At 73.4% G+C, this 23,109-nt stretch carries 24 protein-coding genes; 7 read left to right on the top strand and 17 right to left on the bottom strand.

Features of this window, described 5'->3' with window-relative positions; all coding sequences use genetic code 11:
• Positions 1 to 6: 6 nt before the first annotated feature.
• The 3 genes from BLT52_RS05755 to ppgK all read left to right on the top strand — a co-directional run bounded on the left by BLT52_RS05755 (position 7) and on the right by ppgK (position 2,987).
• Positions 7 to 498, top strand: a complete 492-nt coding sequence (locus BLT52_RS05755) for a PH domain-containing protein (RefSeq protein ID WP_090591475.1) — start codon at positions 7 to 9, stop codon at positions 496 to 498.
• A complete protein-coding gene (locus tag BLT52_RS05750; RefSeq protein WP_090591472.1) occupies positions 495 to 2,054 on the top strand; it encodes a PH domain-containing protein in 1,560 nt (519 codons plus the stop codon). The genes BLT52_RS05755 and BLT52_RS05750 overlap by 4 nt, the downstream gene beginning before the upstream one ends.
• A 105-nt stretch (positions 2,055 to 2,159) precedes the next feature.
• Positions 2,160 to 2,987, top strand: a complete 828-nt coding sequence (gene ppgK, locus BLT52_RS05745; protein WP_090591471.1) for a polyphosphate--glucose phosphotransferase — start codon at positions 2,160 to 2,162, stop codon at positions 2,985 to 2,987.
• A gap of 16 nt (positions 2,988 to 3,003) precedes the next feature.
• Here the strand turns inward: ppgK and argS are convergent, their stop codons facing one another.
• Both argS and BLT52_RS21660 read right to left on the bottom strand, forming a co-directional pair.
• On the bottom strand, positions 3,004 to 4,647 hold the full coding sequence (gene argS, locus BLT52_RS05740) for an arginine--tRNA ligase (protein WP_407922615.1): 1,644 nt from the start codon (positions 4,645 to 4,647) through the stop codon (positions 3,004 to 3,006).
• Between the two features lie 74 nt (positions 4,648 to 4,721).
• Positions 4,722 to 5,420, bottom strand: coding sequence for a TioE family transcriptional regulator (locus BLT52_RS21660; RefSeq protein WP_269457587.1), 699 nt, complete (start codon positions 5,418 to 5,420; stop codon positions 4,722 to 4,724).
• Between the two features lie 97 nt (positions 5,421 to 5,517).
• Between BLT52_RS21660 and BLT52_RS05730 the strand changes: the two genes are divergently transcribed.
• From BLT52_RS05730 to BLT52_RS05720, 3 genes are all read left to right on the top strand, one after another.
• Positions 5,518 to 6,705, top strand: coding sequence for an erythromycin esterase family protein (locus tag BLT52_RS05730; RefSeq protein WP_090591465.1), 1,188 nt, complete (start codon positions 5,518 to 5,520; stop codon positions 6,703 to 6,705).
• A 96-nt stretch (positions 6,706 to 6,801) separates the two neighbouring features.
• On the top strand, positions 6,802 to 7,611 hold the full coding sequence (locus tag BLT52_RS05725; RefSeq protein ID WP_090591463.1) for an aldo/keto reductase: 810 nt from the start codon (positions 6,802 to 6,804) through the stop codon (positions 7,609 to 7,611).
• A 142-nt stretch (positions 7,612 to 7,753) separates the two neighbouring features.
• Entirely contained in the window at positions 7,754 to 9,022 is a 1,269-nt protein-coding gene (locus tag BLT52_RS05720) for a peptidase C39 family protein (RefSeq protein WP_090591461.1), read from the top strand.
• Positions 9,023 to 9,118: 96 nt separating this feature from the next.
• On the opposite strand, the gene BLT52_RS05715 is transcribed toward BLT52_RS05720, so the two are convergent.
• The 15 genes from BLT52_RS05715 to BLT52_RS05640 all read right to left on the bottom strand — a co-directional run bounded on the left by BLT52_RS05715 (position 9,119) and on the right by BLT52_RS05640 (position 22,442).
• On the bottom strand, positions 9,119 to 9,883 hold the full coding sequence (locus BLT52_RS05715) for an ABC transporter permease (RefSeq protein ID WP_090591459.1): 765 nt from the start codon (positions 9,881 to 9,883) through the stop codon (positions 9,119 to 9,121).
• Entirely contained in the window at positions 9,880 to 10,698 is an 819-nt protein-coding gene (locus tag BLT52_RS05710) for an ABC transporter ATP-binding protein (RefSeq protein WP_090591456.1), read from the bottom strand. Before BLT52_RS05710 ends, BLT52_RS05715 begins: the two co-directional genes overlap by 4 nt.
• On the bottom strand, positions 10,695 to 11,084 hold the full coding sequence (locus BLT52_RS05705; protein WP_231946520.1) for a DUF1048 domain-containing protein: 390 nt from the start codon (positions 11,082 to 11,084) through the stop codon (positions 10,695 to 10,697). Before BLT52_RS05705 ends, BLT52_RS05710 begins: the two co-directional genes overlap by 4 nt.
• Positions 11,081 to 11,434 (bottom strand): PadR family transcriptional regulator, encoded by a 354-nt coding sequence (locus tag BLT52_RS05700; protein ID WP_090591454.1) that lies wholly within the window; start codon positions 11,432 to 11,434, stop codon positions 11,081 to 11,083. The genes BLT52_RS05705 and BLT52_RS05700 overlap by 4 nt, the downstream gene beginning before the upstream one ends.
• A 200-nt stretch (positions 11,435 to 11,634) precedes the next feature.
• The gene (panB, locus tag BLT52_RS05695; protein ID WP_090591451.1) at positions 11,635 to 12,531 is read right to left on the bottom strand and encodes a 3-methyl-2-oxobutanoate hydroxymethyltransferase; all 897 of its coding nucleotides are present in this window, start codon (positions 12,529 to 12,531) and stop codon (positions 11,635 to 11,637) included.
• Complete coding sequence (panD, locus tag BLT52_RS05690) at positions 12,532 to 12,924, bottom strand: aspartate 1-decarboxylase (RefSeq protein WP_090591450.1); 393 nt, start codon at positions 12,922 to 12,924, stop codon at positions 12,532 to 12,534.
• A 2-nt stretch (positions 12,925 to 12,926) separates the two neighbouring features.
• On the bottom strand, positions 12,927 to 14,672 hold the full coding sequence (gene panC / locus BLT52_RS21175) for a pantoate--beta-alanine ligase (RefSeq protein WP_197679206.1): 1,746 nt from the start codon (positions 14,670 to 14,672) through the stop codon (positions 12,927 to 12,929).
• A 131-nt stretch (positions 14,673 to 14,803) separates the two neighbouring features.
• Positions 14,804 to 15,220 carry a monovalent cation/H(+) antiporter subunit G gene (gene mnhG, locus BLT52_RS05675; protein WP_090591447.1) on the bottom strand — a complete coding sequence of 139 codons (417 nt, stop codon included), beginning with the start codon at positions 15,218 to 15,220 and terminating at the stop codon, positions 14,804 to 14,806.
• Positions 15,213 to 15,668 carry a monovalent cation/H+ antiporter complex subunit F gene (locus BLT52_RS05670; protein WP_090591445.1) on the bottom strand — a complete coding sequence of 152 codons (456 nt, stop codon included), beginning with the start codon at positions 15,666 to 15,668 and terminating at the stop codon, positions 15,213 to 15,215. The genes mnhG and BLT52_RS05670 overlap by 8 nt, the downstream gene beginning before the upstream one ends.
• Positions 15,665 to 16,165: a Na+/H+ antiporter subunit E gene (locus tag BLT52_RS05665; RefSeq protein ID WP_090591443.1), complete on the bottom strand. Its 501-nt coding sequence runs from the start codon at positions 16,163 to 16,165 to the stop codon at positions 15,665 to 15,667. The genes BLT52_RS05670 and BLT52_RS05665 overlap by 4 nt, the downstream gene beginning before the upstream one ends.
• A complete protein-coding gene (locus BLT52_RS05660) occupies positions 16,162 to 17,754 on the bottom strand; it encodes a Na+/H+ antiporter subunit D (protein ID WP_231946519.1) in 1,593 nt (530 codons plus the stop codon). The genes BLT52_RS05665 and BLT52_RS05660 overlap by 4 nt, the downstream gene beginning before the upstream one ends.
• Positions 17,751 to 18,191 (bottom strand): Na(+)/H(+) antiporter subunit C, encoded by a 441-nt coding sequence (locus tag BLT52_RS05655; protein WP_090591440.1) that lies wholly within the window; start codon positions 18,189 to 18,191, stop codon positions 17,751 to 17,753. The genes BLT52_RS05660 and BLT52_RS05655 overlap by 4 nt, the downstream gene beginning before the upstream one ends.
• Positions 18,188 to 21,067, bottom strand: a complete 2,880-nt coding sequence (locus BLT52_RS05650) for a Na+/H+ antiporter subunit A (RefSeq protein WP_090591438.1) — start codon at positions 21,065 to 21,067, stop codon at positions 18,188 to 18,190. The genes BLT52_RS05655 and BLT52_RS05650 overlap by 4 nt, the downstream gene beginning before the upstream one ends.
• Before the next feature lie 66 nt (positions 21,068 to 21,133).
• Complete coding sequence (locus BLT52_RS05645; RefSeq protein ID WP_090591436.1) at positions 21,134 to 21,916, bottom strand: Fpg/Nei family DNA glycosylase; 783 nt, start codon at positions 21,914 to 21,916, stop codon at positions 21,134 to 21,136.
• The gene (locus BLT52_RS05640; RefSeq protein WP_090591435.1) at positions 21,903 to 22,442 is read right to left on the bottom strand and encodes a hypothetical protein; all 540 of its coding nucleotides are present in this window, start codon (positions 22,440 to 22,442) and stop codon (positions 21,903 to 21,905) included. The genes BLT52_RS05645 and BLT52_RS05640 overlap by 14 nt, the downstream gene beginning before the upstream one ends.
• A 37-nt stretch (positions 22,443 to 22,479) precedes the next feature.
• Here BLT52_RS05640 and BLT52_RS05635 point away from each other — a divergent pair, with 37 nt between their 5' ends.
• On the top strand, positions 22,480 to 23,106 hold the full coding sequence (locus BLT52_RS05635; protein WP_157676991.1) for a SanA/YdcF family protein: 627 nt from the start codon (positions 22,480 to 22,482) through the stop codon (positions 23,104 to 23,106).
• The last annotated feature ends 3 nt before the right edge of the window (positions 23,107 to 23,109 follow it).

The following is a 23,109-nucleotide window of genomic DNA, read 5'->3' as shown; positions in this document are numbered from 1 at the left end:
CCGCACATGGATGAGCTCTTCGCCCCGCCGGGCGCCAGCTGGCAGCGGATCTCTCCGCGCTGGAGGACCCTCGAGCTGATCGGGACCACCATCGCCTGCGTGCTGGTGCCGACCGTCCCGGCCCTGCTGGTGGGGTTCCTGACCGACCTGTGGTGGATCGGCGTGGTGCTCTGGACGTTCTTCGGGGTGATCCTGCTCCTCAACGTGCTGCTGGTCGGTCGCCGCTGGCGCAACTGGGGCTACGCCGAGCTGGACGACGACCTGTACATCACCCACGGCGTCATGTTCCGCGCGCTGACGGTGGTGCCGTACGGGCGGATGCAGGTGGTCGACGTCACCTCCGGTCCGCTGGAGCGCAGCCTCGGGATGGCCACGGTCAAGCTGGTCACGGCCAGCGCGAGCACCGACGCCACCATCCCGGGCCTGCCGGCCGCCGAGGCCACCCGGCTGCGTGACCAGCTGTCCCAGCGGGCCGAGGCAAGGCTGTCCGGGCTGTGACCGTCCCCGGCACCCCGGGGCCCGACCCCACCGCCGGCTCACGTGAGCCGGACCCCCGCACCGCCGTCGGCACCCCGGGACCGGCGCAGGAGGACCCGCCGTCGGCCGGTCTGACCGACGCCCGCACCGGTGCGGACGGCAAGACCTTCGAGCGCCCGCACCCGCTGACGCCCCTGATCCGGGGCTGGGTCGTGCTCGTGGCCATCCTGCTCGGCGCGTCCCGCGAGCTCATCCCCGACGGCGGGGACGACTCGCTGGTCTCCAACCTCTCCGGCTCCCTGCGCTGGGTGCTGCTGGCCCTGGTCGCGGTCGTGCTGGTCGCCGCCCTGGCCGGCTTCATGACCTGGCGGTTCACCCGCTTCGTGATCGACGACGACGAGCTGCGGATCGAGACCGGGGCGGTCTTCCGCCAGTCCAAGCGGATTCCCTTCCAGCGGCTGCAGACCATCGACGTCGTCCAGCCCCTCAGCGCCCGCATCTTCGGCCTCGCCGAGATGCGGCTGGAGGCCGGTGCCGGCGACTCCGGCGCCCGGTTGCGCTACCTCCGCCGCGACAAGGCCGCCCGGCTCCGGGACTACCTGCTCACCCGCGCCAGCGGCGAGCAGCGCAGCATCACCGACGAGGCCGCCCCGACCAGCGCCTGGACCGACCTGTCCAGCACCGACGAGGTGCTGGTCAGGCTCACCCCGCAGCAGCTGGTGCTGGGCTTCGTGCTCTCCGGGGACTTCCTCTTCCCCGCGGTGCTGCTCGCCGTCGGCCTGACGGTGACCACCGTCCTCGGCGTCACCCTCTTCGCCCTGCCGGCGGTGATCCCGCTGGGCATCCAGCTGTTCAGCGCTCTGAGCAAGTACCTGATCGGTCAGTTCAACTACACGCTGGCCCGCTCCGGGCGCGGGCTGCGGATCAGCCGCGGCCTGACCAACCTGACCAGCCAGTCGGTCCCGGTCGACCGGATCCAGGGCATCTCGATCTCCCAGTCCGTCACCTGGCGTCCCGCCGGGCTGTACCGGGTGCGGATCGACGTCCTGGGCCAGACCAGGAGCACCGACGAGGGCGGGCAGCAGAACAGCGACTCCCTCCTCTTCCCGGTGGCCACCCTGGAGCAGGTGCGGACCGGGCTGCGGGCGATCCTGCCCGACGTCGACCTGGACGCCGTCGAGCTGCACCCCTCGCCGCGCAGCGCGCGCTGGCTGCGCTGGTGGAACTGGTGGACGCTGCGGCACGGCTGGGACGACCGGGTCGTGGTGACCCGCCGCGGCTGGCTGGTCGACACCATGTCGGTGGTCCCGCACGCCAAGACGCAGTCGGTGCGGATCACCCGCGGACCGCTGCAGCGGCGACTCGACCTGGCCACGGTGCACGTCGACACCACCCCGGGGCCGGTGACCCTGAGCATCGTGCACGTCAGCAGCGACCACGCCCGCGCGGTGGCGCTGAGCCAGCTGCAGCGGATGCAGCGGGCCCGGGCGGAGGCCCCCGCCGGGAGCGCCTCGGGGCCCGCGCTGGGCGACCCGGTGCCCACCACCGACCCCGCCGCGGCCGCGTCCGAGGGCTGAGCACGCTCCTGCGCCCCCGCTCGGCCGGTGCCCGCGGGGACGTCGGCACGCGGTCCTGGGACGGCGGCCTGCCGGTCCCGGAGCGGGTGTCCTAGGCTCGCTCCCGTGGCAGACAACGCGGTTCTCGGCATCGACATCGGTGGGTCCGGCATCAAGGGGGCTCCCGTCGACCTCGCCAAGGGCGAGTTCACCAGCAAGCGGCTGCGGATCGACACCCCCGAGGAGTCGACCCCGGCCCGGGTCGCCGACGTGGTCGCCCAGATCGTGGAGCACTTCGCCGACCAGATCGGTGACGGCCCGATCGGGATCACCATCCCCTCGGTCGTGACGCACGGGCGCACCCGCTCGGCGGCCAACATCGACAAGGCGTGGGTGGACTGCGAGGCCGAGCAGCTCTTCGAGGACCGGCTCGGCCGCGACATCTACCTGGTCAACGACGCCGACGCCGCGGGTGTGGCGGAGGTCCGCTACGGGGCCGCCAAGGACCACCCCGGTCTGGTGCTGATGACCACCCTCGGCACCGGGATCGGCTCGGCCATCATCCACCGCGGGATCCTGGTGCCGAACTCCGAGCTCGGTCACCTCGAGATCGACGGCCACGACGCGGAGAGCCAGGCGTCCTCGGGCGTCAAGGACCAGCTCGGGCTCAGCTACGAGGAGTGGGTGCCGCGGCTGCAGCGCTACTACGAGGTGGTCGAGGCGCTGCTGTGGCCGGACCTGATCGTGGTGGGCGGCGGCGTCTCCAAGGACTCCGACCACTTCCTGCCGCACCTGCGGCTCAAGTCCCCGATCGTACCTGCCAGGCTGCGCAACAAGGCCGGCATCATCGGGGCGGCCTGGCTCGCCTCGGACCGCCGCGAGCACCCCGAGCCGGTGCTGGACTACGCCGCCCCCGGCGACCCCTCGGTGTCGGAGGAGAAGTCCAAGCACTGACCTCCCCCCACGGGCGTCACATGCGCTCGGGGGCCTCGATGCCCAGCAGGTCCAGGCCGGTGGCCAGGACGTCGCGGGTGGCGGTGCACAGGGCCAGGCGGGACGTCCGGACGTCGGCCTCGCTCTTGAGCACCGGGCACTGCTCGTAGAAGGTCGACAGCGCACCGGAGAGCTCGTAGAGGTAGGTGCAGAGGCGGTGCGGCTGCAGCGTCTCGCCCACCTCGGTGACCACCTCTCCGAAGCGGGTCAGCAGCAGCGCCAGGGTCTGCTCGGCCGGCTCGGCCAGCAGCGTCACCGACTCCCCCACCGGGTAGCCCTCGGCCACGGCCCGGGCCAGCACCTGGCAGAGGCGGGCGTGGGCGTACTGCAGGTAGGGCCCGGTGTCACCGGTGGTCTGCACCATGCGGTCCAGGTCGAAGACGTAGTCCTTGACCAGGCTGTTGGAGAGGTCGGCGTACTTGACCGCGGCCAGGGCGATCGGCCGGGCGGCCCGCTCCTCGGCGGCGTCCAGCAGGGTGGTCAGCTTCATGGTGCCGCCGTCGCGGGTCCGAAGCCGCTTGCCGTCCGCGCCCAGCACCATGCCGTAGCCGACGTGCTCGGCCCGGACGTCCTCGGGCAGGAAGCCGGCCTTGCGGGCCACGGCGAAGACCTGGTTGAAGTGGAAGGTCTGCTCGGTGCCCACCACGTAGAGGATGCGGTCGGCGTGCAGGTCCCGGACCCGGTGCCGGATGGCGGCCAGGTCGGTGGCGGAGTAGCCGAACCCGCCGTCGCGCTTGCGCACGATCATCGGCGCGTTGAAGCCCTCCACGAAGACCACCAGGGCGTCGTCGTCCACCACGGCCGCCCCGCTGGCCTCCAGGTCCTCGACCACCGAGGGGAGCGCGTCGTTGTAGGTGGACTCACCCGCCAGGTCCTCGTCGGTGAGCAGCACCCCGAGCCGGGCGTAGCTCTCACGGAACCCGGCGAGGGAGACGTCGATCAGCTGCCGCCAGATGGTCAGGGTCTCCTCGTCACCGGACTGCAGCAGCACCACCCGGCGGCGCGCGGCGTCGGCGAAGGACCCGTCGGCCTTGAGGTGGTCGTTGGCGCGGCGGTACAGCTCCTCGGCGCCGGGCAGGTCGAGGTCGGCGACGTCGAGGCCCTCGAGCAGGATCTGCTCCACCAGCATCCCGAACTGCCGGCCCCAGTCGCCGATGTGGTTCTGCGCGACCACCGTGTGACCGAGCGACCGCAGCACCCGCGCCAGGCAGTCGCCGATGATCGTGGAGCGCAGGTGGCCCACGTGCATCTGCTTGGCCACGTTGGGGCCGGAGTAGTCGATCACCACGGTGCTGCCACCCTCGGGCACGACGCCGTGCCGGGGGTCGCTGAGCACCTCGGTCGCCGCCGCGGCCAGCACGTCGGTGCGCAGCCGCAGGTTGATGAAGCCCGGGCCGGCCACCTCCGGCGGCTCGCACAGGTCGGCGAGGTCGGCCTGCTCCACCAGCCGCTGCGCCACCTCGCGCGGCGGGCGCCCCTCGGCCTTGGCCAGCCGCAGCGCGACGTTGGACTGGAAGTGACCGAACTGGGGCTTGGTGGCAGCGCGCAGCTCGGGGTCGACGCCGGCGACGGCCTCGATCCTCGCGCTGAGCAGCTGGGGGAGCGACGACATGGCCGCCATTCTTCCACGCAGGGAGGGGTCGTCCGGCCGCCCGCCGGGTGCCGCGGGCCAGGGTCGTCGGGGGCGGCGGTGCGCTACCGGCGGGGCGGCGCGGGAGCCCGGTCCCCGCGGCGGTCGAGGTAGGCGTCCAGCGCGGCGGCGCCGCCGAGCATCGACCGGCCACGGGCGGTCAGGCGGAGGTGCCAGTCGCGCAGCACGGACTCCAGCGGGGCCACGCCCCCGGCGGAGCGGACCTGGTCCAGGACCGGCGCGATCTGCCGCAGCAGGTACCCGCCGCGACGCAGCTGGTGCACCAGCTGGGCGTCCCGCACGTCAGCCGGGTGGTAGACCCGGTAGCCCGTCCGGCGGTCGCGTTCCGGCCGGAGCAGGCCGGCGCGCTCCCACTTGCGCAGGGTCGCCGGACGGAGACCGAGCCTGCTGGCCAGAGGACCGACGAAGGTGTCCCCGCGGCCCTGCGGAACCGGACCCAGGCCGGCGAGCGCCGCCTCGACCGCCGCGAGCGTGCGGCGGTCCTCCAGCAGCTGGGCGTGGCTCTCGTCCAGGAGCCGCAGGGCCTCCCCGGTCGCGTCCCGGTGCACCGCCCGCAGGAGGTCGGCGGCCCGCTGGTGGCCGTGACCCGGGACCAGGGCCAGGAAGGCGTGCAGGGCGTCGGCGTGCAGCGGGGTGTAGGTGCGGTGACCGTGCTCGGTCCGGTCGGCGGGCGGGAGGATGCCGGCCGCCTCGTAGTTGCGGATCGCCTGGGTGGACAGACCGTGCTCGCGAGCCAGGTCCACCGGCCGCAGGCGCTCCCCTGTTTGAGGCTTTCGGCTCACCGGTGCCCCTTTCTCGGGCTGAGGTCTCAACCGTAGGTTCAACGATACCGTCGAAGGCATGCCTCTTCCTCCCGCCGAAGTCACCCCCACCCTCGACGCCGGCGCCGTGACGGCTCTGCTGGGCGGCCGTCCGCGTCTGCTCGGGCTGGGCGAGCCGACCCACGGCTCCGACGCCCTGCTCCGGGTGCGCAACGACCTCTTCCGCCAGCTCGTCGAGCAGGAGGGTTACCGGACGATCGCCGTCGAGAGCGACTGCCTGACCGGTCTGCTGGTGGACGAGCACGTCACCTCCGGCGCCGGTGACCTCGACGACGTGGTCGAGCACGGCTTCAGCCACGGCTGGGGCACCTCCCCCGCCAACCGCGACCTGGTGCGCTGGATGCGCGCCCACAACGCCGGCCGGGCGCCGGCGGAGCAGGTCCGCTTCGCCGGCGTGGACGGGCCCCTCGAGATGGCCGCCGCCGCCAGCCCGCGGGGTGCCCTCACGGCGCTCCACGACCACCTGGCCGCGCGGCTGGACACCGAGCTGCTCCCCTGCGACGCGTCGGACCTGGACCGCCTGCTCGGGCCGGACGAGCGGTGGACCGAGCCCGCCGCCATGTTCGACCCGTCCCGCTCGGTGGGCACCAACCCCGAGGTGGCGGAGCTGCGTCTGCTCACCGACGACCTGACCACCCTCCTCGACACCGAGGCCCCCCACCTGCTGGCCACGTCCTCCCCCGAGGACGGGGACCGCGCCCGCCTGCACGCCCGCACGGCCGCCGGGCTGCTGCGCTACCACGCGGCCATGGCCGACCCGTCCCCGCAGCGGCTGGCCCGGCTGTGCGCGCTGCGGGACGCGATGATGGCCGCCAACCTGCTCGCCCTGGCCGAGCGCGGCCCGACGCTGGTGCACACCCACGCCGCCCACCTGCAGCGGCACCGCAGCAGCATGATGATGGGCGGGCAGCCGCTCGGGTGGTGGAGCGCCGGGGCGATCACGGCCACCCGGCTGGGCGAGGGGTACGCGCACCTGGCCACGGCGGTGGGCACCATCGCCGACCACGGCGTGGACGCCCCACCACCGGACACGCTGGAGGGCCTGCTGCACGCGCTGCCCGGGGACCGCCACGTCGTCGACCCGGCCCGGCTGGTCCCCCACCTGGACGGCGTGGTGCGGCGGGTGTCCCCCTGGTTCGGCTACGCGCCGCTGGACCCGACCCACCTCGACGACCCCGACGGCATCGTCTTCGTCCGCGACGCGTGACCGGGGGCGCGTAGGCCCCCGCCCCCGGGGTACAGCGGACAGGAGCGCTCTGAAAGGGTTCAGGACGTATCGACCGCACCATCAGGAGGAATGCACATGACCCAGGTCCCCAACGTCAGCCTCAACGACGGCACCACCATCCCCCAGCTCGGTTTCGGGGTCTGGCAGATCGCCGACGAGGACATCGTCCCCTCCGTCAGCGCTGCCCTCGAGGCCGGGTACCGCCACATCGACACCGCCCAGATGTACGGCAACGAGGAGGGCGTCGGCCGTGCGATCGCCGAGTCCGGCCTCTCCCGTGACGAGATCTACGTCACCACCAAGCTGAGCAACAAGCGCCACGCCGACCCCGAGGTCGCGCTGCAGGAGAGCCTCGACCGCCTCGGTCTGGACCGCGTCGACCTGTACCTGGTGCACTGGCCGCTGCAGGAGGGCACCCACGTCAAGGCGTGGGAGGGCATGATCCGCGCCAAGGAGCAGGGTCTGACCACCAGCATCGGCGTCTCGAACTACCTCCCCCACCACCTGAGCGACATCATCGACGCCACCGGCGTCGTCCCGGTGGTGGACCAGATCGAGGTGCACCCGACCTTCGGCCAGGCCGAGGTCATCGAGGGCATCCGCAGCCACGGCATCGAGATCGAGTCCTGGACGCCCCTGGGTCGCGGCGACCTGGAGCAGCAGGTGGTCACCGACCTGGCCGAGCGCCTGGACCGGACCCCGGCGCAGGTCATCCTGCGCTGGCACCTGCAGAAGGGCTACATCGTCTTCCCGAAGTCGGTGACCCCCTCGCGCATCCAGGAGAACTTCCGGCTCTTCGACTTCGAGCTGACCGCCGAGGACGTCGCGGCCATCGACGGCCTGGAGCGCGGCGAGCGCACCGGCGGGGACCCCGACTCCCTCTGAGCGACTCCGACGCCGTCCACCCGTGCACCGGGGGTGGGCGGCGTCGCTGCGTCGTGCCAGCCAACCGTCCAACTCTCGAGCAGAACTCCAGACCTGAGGATCCGGCACTTACGGCGCTCGCGACGACGTCCTAGGGTGCAGCATGCTCCCCCGACGCATCCTCCCCTCCCTGCTGCTCGGCGTGACCGCCGGCGCAGCCGCGCTCAGCGCCTTCCCGCTCGAGGCCTCCGCCGCCGACCGGATCACCCTGGACCGCTGGACCACCGACAGCCAGTGGCGGACCGGCACGCACTCCGGCACCACCGTCGCCGGCGGCGCCCTGAAGTTCTCCCGCGGCACCTCCACCACCACCTACACCGACCCGCACACCGGCACCCGCCGCAGCTACGACGTCGCCACCTGGACCGGGCCGCTGAAGAGCCCGGGGGTGACCAAGGAGCTGATCGCCTCCTGGGACGCCTGGACCGCCGCGGGCACCTGGGTCGAGGTCCGGGTGCAGGGAGTGACCACCGGCGGCGTCACCAGCAAGTGGTACGTGATGGGTCGCTGGGCCAGCGGCGACGGCACCTCCGACATCCGCCGCACCTCGGTGGACGGCCAGGGCGACCGGCACGCCACCGTGGCGACCGACACCCTGGTCACCGCCGACCGGATCGCCTTCAAGAGCTACCGGGTGCAGGTGCGGCTGATGCGTCTGCGCGGCACCACCGGCCGGCTCGAGGCCCGCAGCCTGCACGTGATGACCTCGGCCATCCCGGACCGGACCAGCATCACCACCTCCGCCCCCACCGGGAAGGCGGTGCGCACCCTCGGCGTGCCCACCTACTCCCAGCAGCTGCACGTCGGTCACTCGCCGAGGTACGGCGGCGGCGGTGAGGCCTGGTGCTCCCCCACCTCGGTGGCGATGGTGCTGGACTACCACAAGCTCGGCCCGAGCTCCTCGACCACCGCCTGGGTGGGGAGCGGCCACACCAACCCCCAGGTCGACCACGCCGCCCGCGGCGCCTACGACCACACCTACAAGGGCACCGGCAACTGGCCGATGAGCACCGCCTACGCCGGCACCCGGGGCGCGGACGCCTTCGCGACCCGGCTGCACTCGCTGCGGGAGGCGGAGACCTTCATCGCCGCCGGGCTGCCGCTGGTCGCCTCGGTGTCGTTCCGCTCCGCCGACATGGCCGGCGCCGGCTACAGCACCGCCGGGCACCTGCTCGTGGTCGTCGGGTTCACCAGCAAGGGTGACGTGGTGGTGAACGACCCCGCCTCGCACCTCAAGGCGTCCAACTCCCAGGTCCGGGTCACCTACCGGCGCAGCCAGTTCGAGAAGGCCTGGCTGCTCGGGTCCGGCGGCCTGGTCTACGTGATCGCCCCGCGCGGACGGGCACTGCCCTCCTCACCCGGCAACTGGTGAGCGGTCCGGCCGGGCGCTGACCCCGGCCGGCTCCAGGAGCACGCGCCGGCGCCGGCCACGTCCCCCAGGGGGGTCGACGTGGCCGGCGCCGGGACCTCAGCGGGTGCGGCGGCGGTAGCTGAGGATCGCCAGGGTGTAGGCCAGGACGAGCACCCCGACCAGCCAGGCCAGCGCCACCCAGATGGCATCGCCCACCGGCTGCTCGGAGAACAGTGCCCGGATGGTGTCCACGACCGCCGTCACCGGCTGGTGCTCGGCGAACCAGGCCACCGGGCCGGGCATCGAGTCGGTGGGCACGAAGGCGGAGCTGATGAAGGGCAGGAAGATCAGCGGGTAGCTGAAGGCGCTGGCGCCGTCGACGCTCTTGGCCGCCAGCCCGGCGATCACCGCGAGCCAGGTGAGGGCGAGGGTGAACAGGCCCAGCAGACCTCCCACCGCGAGCCAGGCCAGCGGCGAGGCGCCGGTGCGGAACCCCATCAGCAGGGCGACGCCGACCACGACGGCGAGCGAGACGAGGTTGGCGACCAGGGAGGTGAGGACGTGGGCCCAGAGCACGCTGGACCGCGCCACCGGCATGGACTGGAACCGTTCGAAGATGCCGCCCTGCAGGTCCAGGAACAGCCGGTAGGCGGTGTAGGCGATGCCGGAGGCGATGGTGATCAGCAGGATGCCGGGCAGCATGTAGTTCACGTAGGACCCCGACTGCCCGGTCTCGATCGCCCCGCCGAGGACGTAGACGAAGAGCAGCATCAGCGCCACCGGGGTGATCGCGGTGGTGACGATGGTGTCGGGGCTGCGCAGGACGTGGCGCAGCGAGCGGCCGGTCAGGACGCCGGTGTCGCCGAGGACGGAGGTGCTCATCGGGTCTCCTCCGCCGCCGCGCGGGCGCGGTCGGCGTGGTCGTCGCGGGTGGGTCGGGTGCCGCCGACGAGGGCCAGGAAGACGTCCTCCAGGGAGGGCTGCTTCTCGACGTACTCGACGGTGGCGGGTGGCAGGAGCTGCTTGAGCTCGGCGAGGGTGCCCTCGGAGATGATCGTCCCCTCGTGCAGGATGGCGATCCGGTCGGCCAGGTGCTCGGCCTCGTCGAGGTACTGGGTGGTCAGCAGCACGGTGGTGCCGCCGTCGGCCAGGGCCTGCACCGTCTGCCACACCTCCGCCCGCGCCTGCGGGTCCAGTCCGGTGGTCGGCTCGTCGAGGAAGATGACCGGCGGGCCGCCGATCAGGCTCATCGCGATGTCGAGCCGGCGTCGCATCCCGCCGGAGTAGGTGGCGGCTCGCCGGCTCCCTGCGTCGGTGAGGGAGAACCGGTCGAGCAGCTCGTCGGCGACGGCGCCGGGGTCCGGCACGTGGCGGAGCCTGGCCACCAGCACCAGGTTCTCCCGTCCGGTGAGGACCTCGTCGACCGCGGCGAACTGGCCGGTCAGGCTGATGGACTCCCGGACGTCCCCGGGCTGCGTGGCGACGTCGAAGCCGTGCACGGTGGCGGTGCCGGCGTCCTGCCTGAGCAGCGTCGACAGGATGCGCACCAGGGTGGTCTTGCCCGCGCCGTTGGAGCCGAGCAGGGCGACGATGCTGCCCCGCGCGACGTCGAGGTCGACGCCCCGGAGCACCGGCAGCTCCCCGAAGGACTTGGTCAGGCCCCGGACCCGGATCGCGGGTCCGTCGCTGGTGGTCATGCCGGCCCTCCGCGCCCGTGCTCCTGCTCGGCGGCCTGGTCGATGGCGTCGGTCAGGCGCCTGCGCTCCTTGTCGATCCACTGGCCGTCGGCGTAGTTCGCGATGAAGGTCTCGGCGAACTCCACCGGGTCCTCGCCGACGACGTCGCGGACGGGCGTCTGGTCGGCGGCGGCCTGCTCGACGAGGTCGGCCAGGTCCTCGCACATCGTCATCAGCACGTCCCCCTTGGAGATCGCCCCCCGGTACATCAGGTACCGCTCGATGCCGTCGATCGCGGTGCGGTAGCTCGGGGGGAGCTCCTCCTTGCGGGCCTTGTACCGGCGCCAGCGCTTCTTGTCCTCGAACGACCCGGTGACGTGCTCGATCCATCCTGCGACCATGCTCATGCTCCTGCTCCTCCGTCGGTGTGGTCGGTGTGGTGGTGGAGCTGTTCCAGCCGTTCGCTGAGGAAGCTCCAGGTCCTCCAGAACTCGTCGAGATAAGCCCGACCCTGTGCGTTGAGGGAGTAGACCTTCCGCGGTGGCCCCTTCTCCGACGGGACCTTCTCGACGTCGACGAGGCCGCGCTGCTCGACCCTCACGAGCAGCGCGTAGACGGTGCCCTCGGCGATGTCGGTGAAGCCCTGGTCCCGCAGCCACGCCGTGATCTCGTAGCCGTAGGCGGGTCGACCCGAGAGGATCCCCAGGACGATGCCCTCCAGGACACCCTTGAGCATCTGCGTCTCCTGCCCGCCCACCGCGGACTCCTTCCGGTAGATAGTTCTGCTAGGTACCAGTAGATAGTAACACTGAGTACCGGCGACGCAAGGGGTCCAGCGAGGCGAGTGCGGGGCGCGAGCAGGACGGCTCGGACGGACGGGACAGCCACTCCGACGCCGGCCATCGACGTCTCGCCGCGAGTACGCGGCGGGACGTCGGTCGCCGCGCCGGGCGTGGGTCAGGTGACGCGGGGCAGGTCGTCCCGGAGGGCGCTGAGCTGGTCGGCGGACATCGAGTAGCCGTGCTCGGGGCCGGGGTAGCGACGGGCGCGGACGTCCTCGGCGTAGGCCCGGACGCCGGCGGTCATGGCGTCCTGCAGGTCGGCGTAGCGCTGCACGAACCTGGCGCCCCTGCCCTCCCGGATGCCCAGCAGGTCGTGGAAGACCAGCACCTGGCCGTCGGTGGCCGGACCGGCGCCGATGCCGATCACCAGGGTGTCATCCAGCCGGGGCGCGAGCAGCTCGGTCAGCTGGCTGGGCACCGCCTCGAGCACCACGGAGAAGCAGCCGGCCTGCTGCAGGGCGAGGGCCTCGTCCATGATCCGCCGGGCGGTGACGGCGTCGCGTCCCTGCGCCCGGTAGCCGCCGAGCGCGGTGGCGGTCTGGGGGGTGAGGCCGACGTGTCCCATCACCGGGATCCCGGCGGCCAGGATCGCCCGCACCCGGGACAGCGGCGTGATGCTGCCGCCCTCGAGCTTGACCGCGTCGGCGCCGGCCTCCTTGACGAAGCGGACGGCGGTGGTCACGGCCTGGGCGTCGGAGGCCTCGTAGGAGCCGAAGGGCAGGTCGCACACCAGCAGCGGGGCGGCCAGACCGCGCCGGACCGCGCGGGCCAGCACCAGCATCTCCTCCACCTCGACCCCGACGGTGCTGGGCAGCCCGAGAACCGTCATCGCCCCGGAGTCACCCACCAGCACCACGTCGACGCCGGCCTCCTCGGCGGCGCGGGCGCTGGGGAAGTCGTAGGCGGTGACCATCACCACCGGACGTCCCTCGGCCTTGGCCAGGGCGAGGTCGGGCAGCGTCACCGGCCGCCGGTCTCCCGGGGCCGGGCGGGTGGACGGGTGGCTGGACACTCAGCGCGCCTCGGTGAGCAGCCGGTCCACGGCGGCGTCGACCTCGATGACCGCGTTGGTGCCGCGCTCGACGTGGACCACCCTCGGCTCGTAGGTCTCCAGGTCGGCCCGGTCGTAGACGCCGTAGCTGATCACGATGACCGTGTCCCCGCGGTGGACCAGCCGGGCCGCGGCGCCGTTGACCTTGACCACCCCGGACCCGCGTTCACCGGCGATCGTGTAGGTCTCGAAGCGGGCGCCGTTGTCGACGTCGACCACGGCCACCTGCTCGTGCTCGAGGATGTCCGCGGCCTCCAGCAGGTCGGGGTCGATGGTGATCGAGCCGACGTAGTGCAGGTCGGAGTCGGTGATGGTGGCGCGGTGGATCTTCGACTTCAGCATGGTCCGCTGCACGGTCACTCCCCTGTGGTGCGGGGCGCCGGGGTGGCGCCCGTGGGTCCGGTGTGGTCGCTCACGAGGTCGGCCACGTCGGCGTCCGGGTCAACGCCGGTGGGCCGCCCGGCTGTTCCCGTGACCGGCCCGACGAGCTCGTTGTCGATCAGCCGCACCGGCCCGACCCGCGCGGCCACGGCGACCAGCACCGGATGGTCGGACAGGGCGTCGCGGGGCGTGAACGTGCTGGGGTCGACGACCGCCAGGTACTCGGGCTCGACGCCCACGTCCCGCATCACCGAGCGACCGGTGGCGACCGCGCGCTCGGTGCCGGCGCCGTCGAGGAGGGCGTCACGGACCGCGTCCAGGCCGTGGCGCAGGGCCAGCGCCCGCACCCGGTCCTCCGGGGCGAGCCGCACGTTGCGGCTGGACATGGCCAAGCCGTCGGGCTCACGGACGGTGGGCACCGTCTCGATCCGGGTGGGCAGGTCGAGGTCGGTGGCCACCCGGCGGACCACCGCCACCTGCTGGGCGTCCTTCTGGCCGAAGAAGGCGACGTCGGCACCGACCATGGAGAACAGCTTGGTGACCACCAGCGCCACCCCGTCGAAGTGCAGGGCCCCGCGGTGCTCACCCTCCAGCGGCTCGCTCACCCCCGACACCGAGACGCGGGTGGCGAAGCCGGGAGGGTAGACCACGTCGGCGGAGGGGGCGAAGAGCCAGCTGGCGCCGGCCGCCGCGGCGAGCTCGGCGTCGCGGGCCTCGTCGCGGGGGTAGGCGGCCAGGTCACCGGCGTCGTCGAACTGGGTGGGGTTCACGAACAGCGAGACCACCACCTCCTCGCACTGCTCGGCGGCGGTGCGGACCAGGGTGAGGTGCCCCTCGTGCAGGGCACCCATGGTGGGGACCAGCCCGATGGAGCGGCCGGCACGACGGGCCGCGGCGAGCCCGGCGCGCAGCTCGGCCACCGTGGTGACGGTGCGCATCGGCGGCCGGGACGGCGCGTCGGTGGCGGGGGTGGGGTCGGGTGCCGGACGTCCGGCCAGCGTCCTGGTGGCAGCCGCCAGGGCGTCGAAGAGGCCCAGGTGCTCCGGCAGGCGCTCGGCCACGGCGGCCCGGTGCCCGGCCACGGTCTGCTCGTCGCCCCGGGCGATCGGGCCGGTCAGCGCCCGCTCCGGTCCCCGCTCGGCCCAGGACTCCACGGTCGCCCGGACCAGCGGGACCAGCCGCTCGCGGGACAGCCCGGCCGTCGCCGCCAGCGCCTCGGCCGCGCCCTCCAGGGTGACCAGGAAGTTGGAGGCGACGCAGGCGGCGGCGTGGTAGGCGGCCCGGTCCTCCTCGGCCACCGAGACCGGTGACATCCCCACGTCGCCGGCCAGCCGGGTGGCCACCTCGAGCGCGCGCGGCGTGCTGCCGGCCACCGCAGCGGTGACGCCGGTGAGGTCGGCCCCCTCCCGGGGGATGGTGGTCAGCGGGTGCAGCGAGAGGGCCTCGTGGTCGCCGAGGGCGGTGAGCGGGGTGGCGCCGGAGACGTGCCCGACCAGGCGTCCGTCCCGTCGGGGCAGGGACCGGGCCACCGAGGAGATCACCGCGTCCGGCACGCAGAGCAGCACGAGGTCGACGTCGAGGTCACCCAGCGCGTCCTCCCGGCCCAGCGGACCGACCACCCGGTGACCGGCAGCAGCCAGGGCGGAGGCCAGCGTGGTCCCGGCCCGACCGGGTCCCACCACGGCGACGGCGTGCGCGGACGCGGTGGGGTCGGGCTCCATCGGGCCACCTGTCGGTCGTCGGGCCGGGCCGCCCCGGAGGCGGCCCGGGCGGAGGGCGACGGCACTCTACCGCGACCGGCCGGAGGGCAGGCGACCCAACGGCACGGCCCCGGACACGCCACGGCCCGGTGTCAGCGCAGGTCGCCGCCCGGCCGGTCGGTCTCGTCGCTGGGCGTCTCCTCCGCGGGAAGCACCGCCGGCGCGTCGTCGTCCTCGGGCCGCCCGCCCTGCCCCCGCACGGGGAGGCCGTCACCGACGTCCTGACCGGTGCGGTGGGCGGCACGGGCGACCATCTGCGCGGCCACCGGCACGGTGAACAGCTGGAACAGCCCGATCAGCACGATCATCCCCATGTCGATGCCGGTCCTCAGCCGGAGCCCGACCCCCAGCAGCACCAGCAGCAGACCGAGGACCTGCGGCTTGGTCCCGGCGTGCATCCGGGTCAGCAGGTCGGGGAAGCGCAGCAGCCCGACGGCGGCCAGCAGGCACAGCAGCGACCCCAGCACCAGGCAGACCAGCCCGGCGACGTCCAGCACCTGCTCAACCACGCTCCCGACCCCCCGCGTCGTCAGGTCTGTCCAGGACCCGGTCGTCCGCCAGGCGTCGGGGTGGCGCCCCGGGCTCGGGACCCTGCACCGGCATCGCGTCGTCGGCGCCGAGAGCGCGTGCCGGCGCGTCCTCCCCCGAGCGTCCCAGGAAGTTCCGCGGCGACGGCTCGTCGGTGCCGCGGTCGTGGTCGCGGGCCACGAAGCGGGCGATCGCCACCGACCCCACGAAGCCCAGCAGCGACAGCGAGACCAGGATCGGCAGGGTGGTCGAGTGGCGGTTGACCGCCGCCTCCAGACCGAGGGCGCAGACGATGATCGAGATCATCACCTCGCTGGCCACGGTGCGGTCCAGCACCGACGGCCCGCGGATGATCCGGATCAGCACCAGCGTGGCCGAGGCCACCAGCACCGCCGTGCAGAAGCCGACCAGGACGTCCTGCAGGCTCATCGCGACCCCTCCAGACCGAAGGCCCGCAGCACCCGGCGCTCGGTCTGCAGCACCCGGGCGGCGGCGGCGGCGCGCCCCTCGTCGGTGTGCACGTCGATCACGTGCATCCTCAGCCGGCGCCCGGTCAGGTCGACCACGACGGTGCCGGGCACCAGGATGGTGATGCCGCTGGTCATGGTCCGGGCGAGGTCGTTGTCGGTGTGCAGCTCCACCTCGACCTCCGAGCCGGTCGGCGGGGGGCCGGGACGCACCGCCAGCCAGGCCACCTGGATCGAGGCCCGCACGAGGTCGGTGACGAAGGTCAGCACCAGCACCGCGAGCCCCACCGGGCTGGGGCGCAGACCGAGGGTCAGCCGGGGCAGCGGGAACAGCAGCAGCACCAGGGCCGACAGCAGCAGCCCGCCGACCACCAGCATCAGGGTGAGCTCCCCCCACAGGCACACCCAGATCACCGTCAGGAAGACCAGCGGCGCCGGCTGGACGCGTTCGCGGATCACGGGACCACGTCCCCGAAGACGGCCCGGACGTACCCGGCGGGGGCCAGCAGGTCCGCGGCGGCCCGGTCGGTGATCCCGAACAGGGGTCCGGCCACCAGGGTCAGCCCCACGCCCACCAGCACCAGCGCCGCGGTGGGCAGCACGACCCCCGGGGCCATCGCGTGCATCCGCTCGTAGCGCCGCTCCAGCCGGTTCTCCTCGGTGATCGCCGCCACGGCCGGCGTCCGCCAGAAGGCCCTGGTCCAGACCCGGCTGACGGCGTAGAGGGTGAGCAGGCTGGTCAGCACCGACCCGGCCAGGACCACCATCACCAGCCCGCCGCCCTGCTGGGCGCCGGCCTGGAGCAGCCCGACCTTGGCCAGGAAGCCCGAGAACGGCGGGATGCCGGCGAGGTTGAAGGCGGGCAGGAAGAACAGCACCGCCAGCAGCGGCGACATCCGGGCCAGGCCACCCAGCCGGGCCATCGACGTGCTCCCGGCCCGGCGCTCCACCAGCCCCGCCACCAGGAACAGGGTGGTCTGGATGGTGATGTGGTGGGCCACGTAGAAGATGGCGGCGCTCAGACCGGTGACCGAGCCCAGCCCGATGCCCAGCACCATGTAGCCGATGTGGCTGACCAGCGTGAAGGACAACATCCGCTTGAGGTCGTCCTGGGCGACGGCGCCGAGGATCCCCACCAGCATGGTGAGCAGCGCCGCCCACAGCAGCAGCGTCTGCAGCGGGCTGCCGGGGAACAGCAGCGTCTGGGTGCGGATCATCGCGTAGACGCCGACCTTGGTCAGCAGGCCGGCGAAGACGGCGGTGACCGGTGCCGGTGCGGTGGGGTAGGCGTCCGGGAGCCAGCCCGACATCGGGAACACCGCGGCCTTGACCGCGAACCCGGTCAGCAGCAGCAGCTGCAGCAGCAGGCTCGTGCCGGCGGGGATCTCGGCGATCCGGACCGACAGCTGGGCCAGGTTCACCGTCCCGGTGGCGGCGTAGACCATGGCGAGCGCGATCAAGAAGATCGAGCTGGAGACCAGCGAGACGAAGACGTAGGACATCCCCGCACGGACCCGGTCCGCGCTGCCGCCGAGGGTCAGCAGCACGAAGCTGGCCGCCAGCAGCATCTCGAAGCCGACGTACATGTGGAACAGGTCGCCGGAGATGAAGGTGGTCGACACCCCCGCCAGCAGCACCAGCAGCGTCGGGTGGAAGATCGGCACCGGCGCGCTGGTGATCGAGTCGCGGTCGCCCCGACGGGCCCCGCTCTCGCGGTCCATCGCCCCGCGCCCCTGGCCGATCGCGTACAGCAGCACCCCGAAGGTGACCACGACCGCGACCACCACCATCAGCGCCGACAACCGGTCCACGACCAGAGTGATCCCCTGCGGCGGCACCCAGCCGCCCACCTGCACCACCTGGGTGCCGAGGTGGTCCGCACCCCAGAGCAGCACCCCGCTGATCACCAGCACGCAGGTCAGCGTGACCACCGACACCGCCCGCTGCAGCCGGGTGCGGTTGCGCACCACCAGCGCCAGACCGGCGCCCACCAGGGGCAGCAGCACCGGCAGCGGCACCAGGTCCAGCATCCACTCCTCGACCGTCACCGGGCACCTCCCGGGTCGTCGTCGGTGTCGGGCTCGGCCTCGATGCCACCGTGGAAGTCACTCTCGGACATGTCGTTCTCCAGGGCCCGCAGCCCGATCCGGGCGTCCTCGGGGTCGTCCTCGACGACGTCGCTGCGCCCGAGCTGCCAGCCCCGGTGGGCCAGGGCGAGCACGAAGCCGGTCATGGCCAGGGTGATGACGATGGCGGTCAGCGACATGGCCTGCGGCAGCGGGTCCGACATCGGCCCCTCACCACCCATCCCGACGATGGGGGCCCGTCCGCGCGGGCCGGCGGCCACCACGAACAGCAGGTTGATGCCGTTGCCCAGGATCAGGAACCCGAGCAGGGCGCGGACCACGCTGCGGGCCAGCAGCAGGTGCACACCGCAGCCGACCAGGACCCCGGCCAGCACGCAGAGCAGGACGTCGGGGCTCACCGGGTGACCTCCGCCCGGGCCCGCCGGCCGCCCCGTCGGGTGGCCTGGTCCTCCTCGATCTGGACGTCCAGGTGGCCGCCGAGGCTGCGCAGCACGTCCAGCACCAGACCGACCACCACCAGGTAGACGCCGATGTCGAAGACCACCGAGGTGACCAGGTGGAGCTCGCCCAGCAGCGGGACGTGGACGTCGAAGATCCAGGTCTGCAGCACCCGGCCGCCGAACAGGATGGAGACGAAGCCGAACCCGGCGGAGAGGAACAGCCCGGTGCCCAGCAGCAGACCCGGGGTGACCGGCATCGCCGCCTGCAGCTCGGCGCGGCCGCCGGCCAGGTAGCGGACGGTCAGCGCCAGCCCGGCCACCAGACCGGCGGCGAACCCGCCGCCGGGCAGGTTGTGCCCCGACAGCAGCAGGTAGACCGACCAGACCACCATGGTGTGGAAGACCAGCCGGGTGACGACCTCCAGCGCCACCGAGCGACGCTCGGCCGGCACCCGGTCCCCCGCGGCCAGCCAGCTGGTGGCCCGGGGGTGGCTGCGGCGCCGGGCCCTGGCCTGACGCAGCCGCTCGTTGTGCTCGTGCACCTCGCTGCCGCGGACGTAGACCAGGCTGGCGATGCCGGTGGCGGCCACCAGCACCACCGACAGCTCGCCCATGGTGTCCCAGGCCCGGGCGTCGACCAGGATGACGTTGACGATGTTGTAGCCGCCGCCGAAGTCGACCGCGCTGACGTCCATCCCCTCCGAGGCCGGCGGGTGGCGCCGCACCGCGCTGGCGCTGAGGGCGACCAGCGTCACCGTGGTGCCCACCGCCACCCCCATCACGGTGCGCACGACGCGCTGCCGGCGGCTCGGGTCGTCGTTGAACCGTCCGCCGAACCGGCGCAGCACCAGGACCAGGACGACCAGCGAGATCGTCTCCACCAGCACCTGGGTGAGGGCGAGGTCGGGGGCTCCGTGCAGCAGGAAGATCAGGGCGGTGGCGTAACCGGTGACGCCCACCAGGAAGACGCCGCGCAGACGCCGGCGGGAGCGGACCGCGGCGACGGCCGCCACCACGGCGACCACGGCGATGCCGATGTCGGCCGGGGAGGCCCACCACACCACCTCGCTGGGCCAGGTCACCCCGCCGAGGACCAGCGTGGTGCCCACCAGCACCACCAGCGTGCCCAGGATCAGACCCAGCGACAGCGGCAGCGAACCGCGCTGCACCGCACCGGTCACCTCGAGGGAGACCCGGTCCAGGGTCCGCATGATGACCCGGTAGCCGGTCTCGGCCGCCGGCACCCGCGGCACCCGTTGCTGGGCCCGCTCCAGGGGCCCGCGGACCAGCACCAGCAGCACGCCGAGCACGATGGTCAGCGCGGACAGCCCCAGGGCCGGGGACAGCCCGTGCCACAGCCCCAGGTGCACCGCGTGCTCCTCGGCGGGCATCGTCTCGGCGTAGCCGACGAGGTAGGGCTCGATCCGGGTGGAGACGGGACCGGCCAGCAGCGACGCGGCGGCGAGCAGCGCCGGCACCACCACGGTGGGCCCTCCCGGTGGGTGCAGGACCGGGGTCGGGTCGACGCCCTCGCGGGTGCCGAACGCGCCCCGGACGAACCGGGCGCTGTAGGCGAAGGTCAGCACCGAGCCGGCCACCAGCACGCCGAGGACCACCCAGTCCCAGCCGCCACCGGTCTCGGCCCGGGTGAGGAAGGTGTCGTAGGCCATCTCCTTGGACACGAAGCCCAGCAGCGGCGGGACCCCGGCCATCGACGCCGCCGCGAGCACGCTGGCCACCAGCAGCACAGGCATCCGCCGCCACAGCCCGGAGAGCTCCCGCAGGTCGCGGGTGTCGGTGCTGTGGTCGATGGTGCCGACCACCAGGAACAGGCAGGCCTTGAACAGGGCGTGGGCCAGCAGCAGCGTGAGCGCGGTCAGACCGCCGTTGTAGGAGCCGGCACCGGCGACGACGGTCAGGAAGCCGAGCTGGCTCACGGTGCCGTAGGCGAGCAGCAGCTTGAGGTCGTGCTGGCGCAGGGCCCGCCAGGCGCCGATCAGCATCGTCAGCCCACCCACCGACAGCACCACCGGCGCCCAGACGGACGTGTCGGCGAACCCGGGGGCGAGGCGGGCCAGCAGGTAGATCCCGGCCTTCACCATGGCGGCGGCGTGCAGGTACGCGCTGACCGGGGTGGGGGCGGCCATCGCGCCGGGCAGCCAGAAGTGGAACGGCACCTGGGCGGACTTGCTCAGCGCCCCGACCAGCAGGAGGACCACCGCGGCCTCGACCACCGGACCCCGCGGCGGGTCCGCCAGGATCTCGCTCAGCTGGTAGGTCCCGGCGGTCTCCCCCAGCAGCACGATGCCCAGCAGCATGGCCAGACCGCCGAAGGTGGTGACGACCAGGGCCTCGGTGGCCGCCGAGCGGGCGGTCCTGGTCTCCGGCCGGTGCCCGATCAGCAGGAACGACAGGACCGTGGTGGCTTCCCAGAACACGAAGAGCACCAGCAGGTCGTCGGTGCCGACCAGACCCAGCATCGCCCCCGCGAAGGCGGTCAGGCACCCCGCGAAGCGCCCCAGACCGGGCTCGTCGGAGTCGAAGTAGGAGGCGCAGTAGACCAGCACCGCGGCCCCGACGCCGCCGACCACCAGGCACATCAGCCAGGCCAGCGGGTCCAGCACGAAGCTCAGCTCCAGCGACAGGCTGGGGATCCACGTCCAGGACTGGAGGGGTGGCGTCGCGGAGTGGGCGGCCGCGGTCTGGGTCAGGGCCCAGACGGCGGTGGCGGCCGGCGCGGCGGCCAGCACGAGGAAGGCCCGGCGGCCCAGCAGACGCACCAGCCAGGGGGCACCGACCGCCGCCACCACGTGGGCGAGCAGCAGCCAGGTCACAGGGCTCCCTTGGTCGGAATCGGCCGGGGCGGGCAGTCTACGGGTCCGACCAACCCGTCGCCGACGTCAGAGCGGCTGGCAGCGTGGGCAGTGGTAGCTGCGACGCTCCTGGCCCGCGGTGCCGAACTCCTCGCTCACCACGAGGGTCCCGCAGCGGCGGCAGGGCTTGCCCGGACGCTCGAAGACCCAGTGCTCCTCACCCCGGCGCCGCAGCCCGGTGGTGACCTGGTCCGGCCGGAGCTTGTTGGCCTCGAGCAGCCGACGGGCCCGTTCCACCACCGCCGCCACGTCGGGCACCTCGGACACCGGGCGGCGCGGGTGCAGCCCGCTGAGGAAGAGGGTCTCGGCCCGGTAGAGGGTGCCGATCCCGGCCAGGTTGCGCTGGTCCAGCAGCGCCTCACCGATCGTCCGGCCGGGGTGGTGCAGGATCCGCCGGACGGCCTCGGCGGCGTCGAAGCCCGGGTCCAGCAGGTCGGGGCCGACGTGGCCGACGACCTCGTCCTCGGCGTCGGTCCGCACCATCTCCACCACGGGGATGCGGAGGCCCACGCAGGTGTGGCTGGCGCTGGCCAGCACCACCCGGATCTGCTCGGCCGGGCCGGGCAGCCGCTCGCCGGCGGCCCGGAAGCGCCAGCCGCCCTCCATCCGCAGGTGGGTGTGCAGGGTCCAGCCCGAGGCGAGACGGAGCAGCTGGTGCTTGCCGCGGGCCACCACCTCGGTGCAGGTGTCGCCCACCAGGTCCGTGCCGGCCAGCTGGGGGACCCGGAACTCGCTGCGGGTGATGGTCTTACCGCCCAGCGCCGCGTTCAGCCGCAGGCAGGCCAGCCAGACGGTGTCACCCTCGGGCACGGGCCCTCCCCCGCCCGCGGGTGAGCGCCGGCCACAGCGAGGTGACCAGCAGCACCAGGCCCGCCACCACCGCGGTGACCCCCGCCAGGTCGCTGTCGCGCAGGGCGAGGGCCAGCACCGCGCCGACCAGGGCGAGGGCGACCAGGGTCCAGCCGAGGACGGTGAACAGCGGCTGGGTGAAGGCCCGGGCGAAGGGCAGGAAGTGCAGACCGACCACCAGCACCACCCACAGCACGACGAGGTCGCCGTAGCCGGTCCAGGTCAGCAGCCGCGCGCCGGCGGCGATGGCCAGCACCATGCCCAGCACGCTGAAGCCGTAGGTGCGGATCTGACGACGGCTGGGGGGCGCCTCGGCACGGTCGCCGCGGCCCCCGACCACCGCCAGGGCCAGCACGGCCAGGAAGAGGAGACCGCCGAGGACCCGGGCCACCACGTCCAGCGGGCTGCCCAGGGCGGAGGCGTTGGCCAGCACGAAAGCCAGCCCGCCGACGGCACCGATGGCTGAGCCGATCCGTTCGCTGCGCACGCCGCCATCCTGGCACCCGGGCCGTAGCCTGACCCGCGTGAGGTCTGCTGCCGTCCGTCGTCGCGCCGGTCGGGCGGGAGGTGCCGCGCTCGGTCTCGTCCTCGTCGGTGCGGTGGGCGCCGAGACGGCGCTGCACCACCGCGCCGCCGACGTGGTGCGGCCCGAGGAGCTCGACGGCACCCGGGTGGCGGTGGTGCTGGGCGCCCAGGTGCACGCCGACGGACGCCCGTCGCGGTTCCTGCGCGGGAGGCTGGAGACGGCGCGCCGGCTGCACGCCGGGGGCCGGGTGGCCTCCCTGCTGGTCTCCGGGGACGGCCGGGCCGCCTCGCACGCCGAGCCGACCGCGATGCGGGACTGGCTGGTGGCCGCCGGCGTCCCCGCGGCGGACGTCACCGTCGACCCCCACGGCTACGACACCTACGACACCTGCTGGCGGGCGGTGCACGTCTACGGTCACCGGCAGGTGGTGATGGTGTCCCAGACCTACCACCTGCCGCGGGCGCTGCTCACCTGCCGGCTGCTCGGGCTGGACGCGGTCGGGGTGGGCGACGAGTCGGTGCGGGGCACCCGGGTCTGGCGTCAGGGTGCCCTGCGGGAGCGGTTCGCCCTGCTCAAGCTGGCCCGCGACGTCCTCACCCGCCGCCGGCCGTCGACCGACCGCTGAGCC

The sequence above is a fragment of the Auraticoccus monumenti genome (assembly GCF_900101785.1).
Lineage (GTDB): Bacteria > Actinomycetota > Actinomycetes > Propionibacteriales > Propionibacteriaceae > Auraticoccus > Auraticoccus monumenti.
Note: the sequence above shows the minus strand (reverse complement) of the source record. Positions and strands in the feature narration are given on the sequence as shown.

Coding starts and splice junctions, on each gene's coding strand:
- BLT52_RS05755 (WP_090591475.1), top strand. CDS start 7: ATGGATGAGCTCTTCGCCCCGCCGGGCGCCAGCTGGCAGCGGATCTCT.
- argS (WP_407922615.1), bottom strand. CDS start 4,647: ATGGCGGCCATGTCGTCGCTCCCCCAGCTGCTCAGCGCGAGGATCGAG.
- BLT52_RS05730 (WP_090591465.1), top strand. CDS start 5,518: ATGCCTCTTCCTCCCGCCGAAGTCACCCCCACCCTCGACGCCGGCGCC.
- BLT52_RS05725 (WP_090591463.1), top strand. CDS start 6,802: ATGACCCAGGTCCCCAACGTCAGCCTCAACGACGGCACCACCATCCCC.
- BLT52_RS05720 (WP_090591461.1), top strand. CDS start 7,754: ATGCTCCCCCGACGCATCCTCCCCTCCCTGCTGCTCGGCGTGACCGCC.
- BLT52_RS05715 (WP_090591459.1), bottom strand. CDS start 9,883: ATGAGCACCTCCGTCCTCGGCGACACCGGCGTCCTGACCGGCCGCTCG.
- BLT52_RS05710 (WP_090591456.1), bottom strand. CDS start 10,698: ATGACCACCAGCGACGGACCCGCGATCCGGGTCCGGGGCCTGACCAAG.
- BLT52_RS05705 (WP_231946520.1), bottom strand. CDS start 11,084: ATGAGCATGGTCGCAGGATGGATCGAGCACGTCACCGGGTCGTTCGAG.
- panC (WP_197679206.1), bottom strand. CDS start 14,672: ATGGAGCCCGACCCCACCGCGTCCGCGCACGCCGTCGCCGTGGTGGGA.
- BLT52_RS05670 (WP_090591445.1), bottom strand. CDS start 15,668: ATGAGCCTGCAGGACGTCCTGGTCGGCTTCTGCACGGCGGTGCTGGTG.